Raw genomic sequence first — 1,728 nt, forward strand, 5'->3', positions numbered from 1 at the left:
ACCGGCCTCGATGAGCTGGGCGCCGATGGCCGCGATCATGGCGCCGTTGTCGGTGCACAGCGACAGCGGGGGGATCCGCAGAGCGATGCCCTCGGCCGCACAGCGCTCCGTGGCGACCTCCCGCACGCGCGCGTTCGCCACCACCCCGCCGCCGAGGAGCAGCCGCTGGATCCCGAATTCCCGGCAGGCGTTGATCGCCTTCGTAAGCAGCACATCGGTGACCGCCTCGCGGAAGCTCGCCGCGACATCCGCGATCGGCACCTCCTGCCCGGCGTCCCTGCGCTGCTCCACCCAGCGGGCGACGGCGGTCTTCAGCCCGGAGAAGGAGAAGTCGTACCGATGGTGTTCGAGGTCCTTCGGGAGGGTGAGCCCCCTCGGGAAGCGGATGGCCGCCGGATCCCCGCCGATCGCGGCGCGGTCGATCTCCGGGCCGCCCGGATAGGGCAGGCCGAGCAGACGGGCGACCTTGTCGAAGGCCTCGCCCGCCGCATCGTCGATCGTCTCCCCGAGCAGTTCGACGTCGGAGACGAGGTCGCGCACGAGCAGGAGCGAGGTATGCCCGCCGGAGACCAGGAGGGCGATGGTGGGAAGCTCGATCGCGCTGCCGTCCTCGCGCAGAACGTCGGCGCCGACGTGCCCGACGAGGTGGTTGACCGCGTAGAGCGGTTTGTCGAGGGCGACGGCGAGCGCCTTGGCCGCGCCGATCCCGACCATGAGAGCGCCGGAGAGCCCCGGCCCGCTCGTGACCGCGATCGCGTCGAGCTCCTGCAGGGTCACCCCTGCCTCGGCGAGCGCGGCGGTGATCGAGGGCGTCAGCGCCTCCAGGTGGGCGCGGGCGGCGATCTCCGGCACCACCCCGCCGTACCTGGCGTGCTCGTCCATGGAGGAGGCGATGACGTTGGCGAGCAGCGTCCTGCCGCGCACGATGCCGATCCCGGTCTCGTCGCAGCTCGTCTCGATGCCGAGGACCAGCGCACCGTGCGCGTCGGCCCCCGAGGGTGTCACCCCGACCGCGGGCCTCAGGCGCGGTTCGGGGACGGCGAGCCGCATGACGTTCGCGTCCACGCCGTCCGGCTGGTAATACCCCACCCTGACGGCGATCTGCTGGAAACCGAGCGTCTCGTACAGGTGCTGCGCGCCGGGATTGTCGGCGCGCACCTCCAGGAATACCTCCTCGACCCCGCGGCTGCGCGCTTCGGCGATCAGCGACTGCATGAGGGTCCTGCCGAGCCCGCTGCGCCTGGCGACCTCGGCGACCGCGATGGTCTGGATGTCCGCCTCGCGGGCGCCCCGCGGGGCGAAGAGCCCGGCGTATCCGTCGATCACGCCGGGGAAGCCCTCCCTCTCGGCGACGAGGTAGTAGCAGTGGACGCTGGCCAGGTCGCTCAGCATGGCCTCGTCCGACCAGGCATCCGTGCCGAAGGTGCCGGTCTCGAGCTCCATGATCGAGGCGAGGTCCGTCTCTCGCGCGCGCCGGAGCATCCAGTTCATCGGCTCACCCGCTTGGGTCCCGCGGACACGGTGACGTCCGGGGAGCGGAGGTAGAGCGGCGTCGGCCCCACGAACTCGCGGTGGTGCAGGAACAGTCCCTCGGCGAGCAGACCGACGGACGAGGCGGAGACCTCCTCCGCATCGAGCCGCAGGTATCCGGCGGCGCCGTCGACGACGGCGCTCAGCTCGTCCGGCCTGGCGAGCCCGGGACCCGCCGCTCGGACGGGAAGCCCCTCG

Annotated in this window: 1 protein-coding gene and 1 pseudogene; both read right to left on the reverse strand. The window is 72.0% G+C overall.

Going from position 1 to position 1,728, the window contains the following annotated elements:
• Positions 1-1,491 (reverse strand): tRNA (adenosine(37)-N6)-threonylcarbamoyltransferase complex transferase subunit TsaD (gene tsaD / locus VGC18_RS14205; RefSeq protein WP_331098528.1); only part of this gene is annotated, 1,491 nt, incomplete at its 3' end.
• A pseudogene (locus VGC18_RS14210) lies at positions 1,488-1,728 on the reverse strand (tRNA (adenosine(37)-N6)-threonylcarbamoyltransferase complex dimerization subunit type 1 TsaB); the annotation flags it as partial. The gene tsaD and the pseudogene VGC18_RS14210, both read right to left, overlap by 4 nt.

This window comes from Lacisediminihabitans sp., from assembly GCF_036404185.1.
Taxonomy (GTDB): Bacteria; Actinomycetota; Actinomycetes; order Actinomycetales; family Microbacteriaceae; genus Lacisediminihabitans.